At 67.6% G+C, this 9,013-nt stretch carries 8 protein-coding genes and 1 pseudogene; 7 read left to right on the top strand and 2 right to left on the bottom strand.

Annotated features, from left to right (window positions below):
- Positions 1-149: 149 nt before the first annotated feature.
- Positions 150-593, top strand: a complete 444-nt coding sequence (locus tag G3I19_RS06685; RefSeq protein ID WP_164260509.1) for a peptidase inhibitor family I36 protein — start codon at positions 150-152, stop codon at positions 591-593.
- Positions 594-701: 108 nt separating this feature from the next.
- On the opposite strand, the gene aceE is transcribed toward G3I19_RS06685, so the two are convergent.
- A complete protein-coding gene (gene aceE, locus G3I19_RS06690; RefSeq protein WP_164260511.1) occupies positions 702-3,449 on the bottom strand; it encodes a pyruvate dehydrogenase (acetyl-transferring), homodimeric type in 2,748 nt (915 codons plus the stop codon).
- Between the two features lie 434 nt (positions 3,450-3,883).
- Here aceE and G3I19_RS06695 point away from each other — a divergent pair, with 434 nt between their 5' ends.
- From G3I19_RS06695 to G3I19_RS06720, 6 genes are all read left to right on the top strand, one after another.
- The gene (locus G3I19_RS06695) at positions 3,884-4,324 is read left to right on the top strand and encodes a DUF3052 domain-containing protein (protein ID WP_164260513.1); all 441 of its coding nucleotides are present in this window, start codon (positions 3,884-3,886) and stop codon (positions 4,322-4,324) included.
- Between the two features lie 171 nt (positions 4,325-4,495).
- Entirely contained in the window at positions 4,496-4,954 is a 459-nt protein-coding gene (locus G3I19_RS06700) for a peroxiredoxin (RefSeq protein WP_164260515.1), read from the top strand.
- Positions 4,955-5,078: 124 nt separating this feature from the next.
- Positions 5,079-5,654, top strand: a complete 576-nt coding sequence (locus G3I19_RS06705; protein ID WP_164260517.1) for a TerD family protein — start codon at positions 5,079-5,081, stop codon at positions 5,652-5,654.
- Positions 5,655-5,751: 97 nt separating this feature from the next.
- Positions 5,752-6,327 (top strand): TerD family protein, encoded by a 576-nt coding sequence (locus tag G3I19_RS06710; protein WP_164260519.1) that lies wholly within the window; start codon positions 5,752-5,754, stop codon positions 6,325-6,327.
- 151 nt (positions 6,328-6,478) lie between these two features.
- Positions 6,479-7,621 (top strand): DUF475 domain-containing protein, encoded by a 1,143-nt coding sequence (locus G3I19_RS06715; RefSeq protein WP_164260521.1) that lies wholly within the window; start codon positions 6,479-6,481, stop codon positions 7,619-7,621.
- A 168-nt stretch (positions 7,622-7,789) separates the two neighbouring features.
- Positions 7,790-8,527: a Tellurium resistance gene (locus tag G3I19_RS06720; RefSeq protein ID WP_164260523.1), complete on the top strand. Its 738-nt coding sequence runs from the start codon at positions 7,790-7,792 to the stop codon at positions 8,525-8,527.
- Between the two features lie 220 nt (positions 8,528-8,747).
- On the opposite strand, the pseudogene G3I19_RS36815 reads toward G3I19_RS06720, so the two are convergent.
- A pseudogene (locus G3I19_RS36815) lies at positions 8,748-9,013 on the bottom strand (TerD family protein); the annotation flags it as partial.

The following is a 9,013-nucleotide window of genomic DNA, read 5'->3' on the forward strand; positions in this document are numbered from 1 at the left end:
GCCCCGTCGGACCCTTCCGGCGGGGCTGTCGCCTATCAGGGTGGTACGGGCGGTGCGCTCTTCCGGTGGTACGCGATCACGGGCCAAGCTGCGGTCCGGAAGATCCACACGTACGACGCACCACGCGACGCACCACACGGGGGACCACCATGAACACCAGGACGAACACCACGAAGAGCGGTGCGCCCGCCGCCGGTATCCGCAAGGCGCTGCTCCGCACCACCGTCACGGCCGGGATCGTCACCGCCACCGTGCTGGCCGCACCCCAGGCGCTCGGCCCGCGCACCGCGCTGGCCGCCGCGCAGCCCCGGATGGGGGAGTGCGCGACCGGCGAGCTCTGCCTCTGGGAGAAGGGCGGCTTCAAGGGCGCCCGCAGCACCTACGACCTGTCCGGCACCGGCATCGACAGCTGTACGCCGCTCCCCGCGGGGACGACCGCCCAGTCCGTCGCCAACCGCACCGGGCGCCCCGTCACCACGTACCAGTCCGCCGAGTGCGCGGAGACCGGCGAGTTCGAGACGTACCCGGGAGGCGGCACCTGGCTGCCGAACTCCCCTTACCAGGTCAGGGCTTTCAAGATCTGGGAGAACTGAGCGCCCGCTGAGCACACGGAAGGGCGGCGGCGCCGCCGGGCACACGGAAACACGGAAGGGCGGCGGGACCACCGTGGTCCCGCCGCCCTCCTGCCGTAACAGCGGTGGCTACGCGTCGCCGCCCGCCACACCGGGATCGGCCGACGACACGTCCAGGAGCTGGTAGCGGTCGATGGCCTGCTTCAGGGCCGAGCGGTCCACCTTGCCCTGCTTCGCCAGCTCGGTGAGGACCGAGACGACGATCGACTGCGCGTCGATGTGGAAGAAGCGGCGCGCCGCACCCCGGGTGTCGGCGAAGCCGAAGCCGTCGGCTCCCAGCGACTGGTACGGGCCGGGGACCCAGCGGGCGATCTGGTCCGGCACCGAACGCATCCAGTCCGACACGGCCACGAACGGGCCTTCCGAGCCGGAGAGCTTCCGCGTGACGTACGGGACGCGCTGCTCCTCCTCGGGGTGGAGCAGATTGTGCCGCTCCACATCGACGGCCTCGCGGCGCAGCTCGTTCCAGGAGGTCGCGGACCAGACGTCGGCCTTCACGTCCCACTCGTCGGCGAGGATCTGCTGGGCCTCGACGGCCCACGGGACGGCCACACCCGACGCCATGATCTGCGCCGGGATCTGGCCCCGTTCGGCCGGCTTGACGCGGTGGATGCCCTGGAGGATGCCCTCGACGTCGACATCGCCGGGCTCCGCCGGGTGCTGGATCGGCTCGTTGTAGACGGTGAGGTAGTAGAAGACGTCCTCGCCCGGTTTGCCGTCGGCCGTCTCGCCGTACATCCGGCGCAGACCGTCCTGGACGATGTACGCGATCTCGTAGCCGTACGCCGGGTCGTAGGCGACACAGGCCGGGTTGGTCGACGCCAGCAGCTGCGAGTGGCCGTCCGCGTGCTGGAGACCCTCACCGGTCAGTGTGGTCCGCCCGGCGGTCGCGCCGAGCACGAAGCCGCGTGCCAGCTGGTCGCCCATCTGCCAGAACTGGTCGCCGGTGCGCTGGAATCCGAACATCGAGTAGAAGACGTAGACCGGGATCATCGGCTCGCCGTGCGTGGCGTACGCCGAACCGGCCGCGATCAGCGACGCCGTGCAGCCGGCCTCCGAGATGCCGTCGTGCAGCATCTGCCCGGTCGGCGACTCCTTGTACGCGAGCAGCAGCTCGCGGTCCACCGACTCGTACTGCTGGCCGAGCGGGTTGTAGATCTTCGCGCTCGGGAAGAACGCGTCCATACCGAAGGTGCGGTACTCGTCGGGGGCGATCAGCACGAAACGCTTGCCGATCTCCTTGTCCCGCATGAGCTCCTTCAGGACCCGGACGAACGCCATGGTGGTGGCGATCGACTGCTGCCCCGAACCCTTCTTCGCGATGGCGTACGTCTTGTCGGACGGCAGCGGCAGCGGCTTGGCGCGCACCACCCTGGTCGGTACGTAACCCCCGCACGACTTGCGGTGGTCGTGCATGTACTGGATCTCTTCGGAGTCCCGGCCCGGGTGGTAGTACGGCGGGTTGCCGTCCTCCAGGTCCTTGTCCGCGATCGGCAGGTGCAGCCGGTCACGGAAGCGCTTGAGGTCGTCCGCGGTCAGCTTCTTCATCTGGTGGGTCGCGTTGCGGCCCTCGAAGTTCGGCCCCAGCGTCCAGCCCTTGATGGTCTGCGCGAGGATCACCGTCGGCTGGCCCTTGTGCTCCTTGGCCGCCGTGTAGGCCGCGAACACCTTCCGGTGGTCGTGCCCGCCGCGCCCGAGGTGCAGGATCTGCTCGTCCGACATGTCCTCGACCATCTTGCGCAGCCGCTGGTCGGTGCCGAAGAAGTGCTCACGGATGTAGGCGCCGCTCTCGGTGGCGTACGTCTGGAACTGGCCGTCGGGCGTGGTGTTCATCTTGTTGACCAGGGTGCCGTCGCGGTCCTGGGCCAGCAGCGGGTCCCAGCTCCGGTCCCAGACCAGCTTGATGACGTTCCAGCCGGCGCCCCGGAACTGCGACTCCAGCTCCTGGATGATCTTGCCGTTGCCGCGCACCGGGCCGTCGAGGCGCTGGAGGTTGCAGTTGACGACGAAGGTCAGATTGTCCAGGCCCTCACGGGCGGCGATGGAGAGCTGGCCGAGCGACTCGGGCTCGTCCATCTCGCCGTCGCCGAGGTAGGCCCAGACATGCGACTTGGAGGTGTCCGCGATGCCGCGCGCCTCCATGTAGCGGTTCATCCGGGCCTGGTAGATCGCGCCGAGCGGGCCGAGGCCCATCGAGACGGTCGGGAACTCCCAGAAGTCCGGCATCAGCCGCGGGTGCGGGTAGCTGGACAGCCCGTACGGAGCCTTCGACTTCTCCTGGCGGAACCCGTCGAGCTGCTGCTCGCTGAGCCGGTCGAGGAGGAAGGCGCGGGCGTAGATGCCGGGGGACGCGTGCCCCTGGAAGAAGACCTGGTCGCCGCCGAGGCCGTCGTCCTTGCCGCGGAAGAAGTGGTTGAAGCCCACGTCGTACAGCGAGGCCGATGAGGCGAAGGTGGCGATGTGGCCGCCGACCCCGATGCCGGGGCGCTGGGCGCGCGAGACCATCACGGCCGCGTTCCAGCGGGTGGCGTTCAGGACCTTGCGCTCGATCTCCTCGTTGCCGGGGAAGAACGGCTCGTCCTTGGTGGCGATGGTGTTCACGTAGTCCGTGCTGCGCATCTCGGGCACGGCCACCCGCTTCTCGCGCGCGCGCTCGATGAGGCGGAGCATCAGATAGCGCGCACGCTCTCGGCCGCGCTCGTCGACGGCGGCGTCGAGGGAGTCGAGCCATTCCTGGGTCTCTTCAGGATCGAAGTCCGGGACCTGGCTCGGAAGGCCGCCAATGATGATCGGGTTGCGATCGGATCCGGAAACCACGCTGTTCCTTCGCTGTTCGGTCATGCGGTATCGGGACGTACGCCGCCACCATCGTGTACCGCCGGGACGCTGACGTCATCTCTACCGAGGGGTAACCGCCGCTCGGCGGGACATCCCGTCCGGAGGCCGCTGCTGGGTCGGGCGAAATCGCAACCTTACGCCCGACCCGCTCAGACATTCCCCGAGGGATCCGGGGCACAATTGACGTATCCGATGACGCGGAACCCCGCAAATACGGATGAACGGTGTGGGATGAATCACCAGGGAACGTCAGAACCTGCCGGAGACCGGGACGAGGTGCCAGGAAACATCACCGTTTCGGCTGTCTCGACCGCTGGGTACTTGCGCGATCGGTCCCGCCCGTGTGGACTACGGCCAACGCCCCGCGCACGCGCGTGGCTGGTGCATTCCCAAAAACGATCAGGAGGCAAACCGTGAGCGCGACCGCGGACCACGCGGAGGAGCGGACCAATCAGGCAGCACGCCTGGGGTTCGAGCCCGGACAAGTGGTCCAGGAGATCGGCTACGACGACGACGTCGAGCAGGAACTCCGTGAGGGTATTGAGAGTGTCATCGGCCAGGAACTCGTCGACGAGGACTACGACGACGTGGCTGACGCTGTCGTGTTGTGGTTCCGCGACGAGGACGGCGACCTTACGGACGCGCTGGTGGACGCCATCGGTCTGGTCGACGACGGCGGCGCGGTCTGGCTGCTGACCCCCAAGACCGGCCGTGACGGTTACGTCGAGCCGAGCGACATCAACGAGGCATCCCAGACAGCCGGTCTGGCCCAGACCAAGAGCATCAACGCCGGCAAGGACTGGACGGGGAGCCGTCTGGTCACACCGAAGGTGGCAAGGTCCGGCAAGCGCTGAGTCGCCGCAAGCCCCGAGAAGCCCCCGCCGGCCGTCCTGCCGGCGGGGGCTTCCCCCTGTCCGGGGCGGGGCCCGGCGCGCCCGCCCCGGACCGGGCGCCCCCCTCGGCCCGGAGGGTGAGGCCATAGGGTGGGCATCATCCGAATGGCCCCACCGAAGGGAAGCGTTTTCATGGCGATCGAGGTCGGCACCGAGGCCCCGGATTTCGAGCTGAAGGACAACCACGGCCGGACCGTCCGCCTCTCGGACTTCCGCGGCGAGAAGAACGTGGTGCTCCTCTTCTACCCCTTCGCTTTCACCGGCGTGTGCACCGGCGAGCTCTGCGCCCTCCGCGACGAACTGCCGAAGTTCGTCAACGACGACGTGCAGCTGCTCGCCGTCTCCAACGACTCCATCCACACGCTGCGTGTCTTCGCCGAGCAGGAGGGCCTCGAATATCCGCTGCTCTCCGACTTCTGGCCGCACGGCGCCGCCTCGCGGGCGTACGGCGTGTTCGACGAGGACAAGGGGTGCGCGGTGCGCGGGACCTTCATCATCGACAAGGAGGGCGTCGTCCGCTGGACCGTCGTCAACGGTCTGCCCGACGCGCGTGACCTGAACGAGTACGCCAAGGCGCTCGACACCCTCTGACCCGGCCGGTGAAGTGCCTGCCGTGTCCGGGAACCGGTCACTAGGATCGGTTCGTTGATCCGATGCCACGTAAATACGGGGGCAAGGGCCCTCCTCGGCCCCTCGAAACCAATTGGGAGGACTCGTGGGAGTCAGCCTCAGCAAGGGCGGCAACGTCTCGCTGACCAAGGCCGCACCCAATCTGACCGCGGTCGTCGTCGGTCTCGGATGGGATGCGCGCACCACCACAGGTGGTGACTTCGACCTCGACGCCAGCGCCCTGCTGACGAACGAAGAGGGCAAGGTCGCCAACGACTCGAACTTCGTGTTCTTCAACAACCTCAAGAGCCCCGACGGCTCGGTCGAGCACACCGGTGACAACCTCACCGGTGAGGGCGAGGGCGACGACGAGGTCATCAAGGTGAACCTCTCCGGCGTGCCCGCCGACGTCGCGAAGATCGTGTTCCCGGTCTCGATCTACGAGGCCGAGAGCCGCCAGCAGAGCTTCGGCCAGGTCCGCAACGCGTACATCCGCGTGGTGAACGAGGCGGACAACTCCGAGCTGGCGCGGTACGACCTCAGTGAGGACGCGTCGACGGAGACCGCCATGGTCTTCGGCGAGCTGTACCGCAACGGCGCGGAGTGGAAGTTCCGCGCCATCGGCCAGGGGTACGCGTCGGGCCTGCGCGGTATCGCGCAGGACTTCGGCGTCAACGTCTGAGCAGGATTCACACCGTCCGGCGCCGCACCCCTGTGCGGCGCCGGACGTGCCAGGTCCCGCAGATCAACCGTTCACACCTCGGGGAGGATCAGCGATCATGGGCGTTACGCTCGCCAAGGGGGGCAATGTCTCCCTCTCGAAGGCCGCACCCAACCTCACGCAAGTCCTGGTCGGGCTCGGCTGGGACGCACGCTCGACCACCGGAGCGGATTTCGACCTCGACGCCAGCGCGCTGCTGTGCCAGTCGGGAAGGGTGCTCGGCGACGAGTACTTCATTTTCTACAACCAGCTGACCAGCCCGGACGGCTCCGTGGAGCACACCGGTGACAACCTCACGGGTGAGGGCGAGGGCGACGACGAGTCGATCATCGTCGACCTCACCAAGGTGCCCGCCCACTGCGACAAGATCGTCTTCCCCGTCTCGATCCATGAGGCGGACAGCCGCGGTCAGACCTTCGGCCAGGTGGCCAACGCCTTCATCCGCGTGGTGAACCAGGCGGACGGCCAGGAGCTGGCGCGGTACGACCTCAGCGAGGACGCGTCGACGGAGACCGCGATGATCTTCGGCGAGCTCTACCGGTACGGCGGGGAATGGAAGTTCCGTGCCGTGGGACAGGGGTACGCGTCGGGGCTGCGGGGCATCGCTCTAGACTTCGGGGTCAATGTTTCCTAAAGCATTCTTCCGGCACGGTTCAAATCCGGGAGATCTCCCGGATTTCGTGTGGGGAGTCCAGGGTTCGCGCCCCGGGAGAATGCGGGACTGGAACGACACCAGGACCGCGCGCGGCGCGGGGGAACCCGTAACACACACGATGGGGTAGCCAGTGCTTCTGAAAACCTTCGGTTGGTCATTCGTGATCACCGTGATCGGTCTTGCCGTGGCGGTGATCTACGACGGCTGGACTGCCCTGGGTATCGTGGCGATCCTGGGCGTCCTGGAGATCTCGCTGTCCTTCGACAACGCGGTGATCAACGCCGGAATCCTGAAGAAGATGAACGCCTTCTGGCAGAAGATCTTCCTCACCGTCGGTGTGCTCATCGCCGTCTTCGGTATGCGGCTGGTCTTCCCCGTCGTGATCGTCGCCATCAGCGCCAAGATCAATCCGATCGAAGCGGTGAAGCTGGCCTTCAACGAGAAGGACCACTACCAGCAGCTGGTCACGGACGCCCATCCGTCGATCGCCGCCTTCGGTGGCATGTTCCTGATGATGATCTTCCTCGACTTCATCTTCGAGGACCGTGACGTCCAGTGGCTGCGCTGGATCGAGCGCCCGCTGGCGAAGCTCGGCAAGGTCGACATGCTCTCGGTCTGCATCGCGCTCGCCGTGCTGCTGATCTCGTCCTTCACCTTCGCCACCCACGCCCACCAGCACGGCGGGGCGCACGCGGACAAGGCACAGACGGTCCTCATCTCCGGTATCGCCGGGCTCATCACCTATCTGGTGGTGGGCGGGCTCTCCGGCTACTTCGAGAACCGGCTGGAGGAGGACGAGGAGCGCGAACAGGAGGCCGAGGAAGAGGCCAAGAAGTCCGGCTCGAACGTCCCGGCGGTCATGATGGCCGGCAAGGCCGCGTTCTTCATGTTCCTCTACCTGGAAGTCCTCGACGCCTCCTTCTCCTTCGACGGGGTCATCGGCGCCTTCGCCATCACCAACGACATCGTGCTGATGGCGCTCGGCCTCGGTATCGGCGCCATGTACGTCAGGTCGCTCACCGTCTACCTGGTCCGCCAGGGCACTCTGGACGACTACGTCTACCTGGAGCACGGCGCGCACTACGCGATCGGCGCGCTCTCGGTGATCCTGCTCGTCACCATCCAGTACGAGATCAACGAGGTCATCACCGGGCTCGTCGGAGTCGTGCTGATCGCCTGGTCGTTCCTGTCGTCGGTCCGCAGGAACAAGCGGATCGCCGCAGAGGGCGGGGACAGCTCGGGCGACCGGACGGAAGTGCCGTCCGGGGTGTGACCCGTACCGGATTGCGGAACGCTCTGAACGGGGCGGCCAGGACGCGAGAGCCTCCTGACCGCCCCGTGCGCGTGTCTGCGCGCGTGCCTGTGTGCGTGTCCGTGTGCGTGGGGGAAGAAGTCCGGGGAAGAACCGGGTAGCAGTCACCGAGCAAGCTGGGGGTGGGACATGGCCTTCTGGGACAGTCTCCGACGGGACAAGTCGCCGCACTTCGATTCGGGAAGCTCGGCGTCCAACGCGATCGAGCTGACCAAGCGGCACCCGATGGTCTCCCTGACCAAACAGGGCGCGACCACCGGAAATCTGCGGGTGAACCTGTCCTGGCGGATGCGGTCGTCGGACTTCGGCGGCAGCACGCGGCAGCGCGGAAGTCTGCTGCGCCATCCGTCCAAGATGTTCCAGCCGGACGTCGTCCAGGCGCACACCCAGGGTGTCGTCAACGTCGACCTCGACCTGGGCTGCCTCTACGAGCTGGAGGACGGCACCAAGGGTGTGGTGCAGCCGCTGGGGAACTTCCTGGGCGGGCTCAACGAATCGCCGTACGTACAGCTCAGCGGTGACGACCGGTTCGGCTCACCGTCCGGCGAGACGCTCTACGTCAATCTGGACCACCGGGACGAGATCAAACGGCTGCTGGTCTTCGTCTACATCTACGACCAGACCCCTGCCTTCGACCGTACGCACGCCGTGGTGACGCTCTACCCGAGCAACGGCCCGCGGATCGAGATCCAGCTGGACGAGCGTCATCCGCAGGCCCGCTCGTGTGCGGTCTTCGCCATCGACAAGGTCAAGGGCGACATGGTGGTGCGCCGCGAGGTGAAGTTCGTGTACGGCTTCCAGGCCGAGCTGGACCGGCTGTACGGCTGGGGGCTCCAGTGGGGCCGGGGCTACAAGACCAAGATCTAGACGGCGCCGAACGGACACGGCGGTGACGTGTGCCGCCGCCCGGGAGGTGCGGTCCCCCGTGCAGCAACTGCGGTCGCTCGTGCAGCAACTGCGGTCGCCTGCGCGGGAGCTGCGGTCGCTCGTGCGGCAACCGTGGTCGCCTGCGCGGGAACTGTGGTCGCTCGTGCGGCAACCGTGGTCGCCTGCGCGGGAACTGCGGTCGCTCGGGCAGGGGCCGCGGTCACCTCGGCAGGAACTGCGGTCCCATCGGCGGGAGCCGGAAGTACGGGTCGGGTGCGGGCGCCGCGGCCGCGGCCGGCTGCGGATAGCCGCTCCGCTGCGCTCCGCCTCGGCCCCCTTCGCTGTTTCCGGATGCCGAGCGGGCGGGCTCCGCCGCGGGCTGGGCCGGGACCGCCTGAGGGTAGCCGTAGCCGGGGGGCGGTGACTGCGGGGGCGGCGGAAAACCGGCGGGCGCCGCCGGGACCGTGGGGCCTGTCGCGCCCGGAG

Origin of the sequence: Streptomyces sp. SID10853 (genome assembly GCF_010548145.1) — a bacterium.
Classification (GTDB): domain Bacteria; phylum Actinomycetota; class Actinomycetes; order Streptomycetales; family Streptomycetaceae; genus Streptomyces.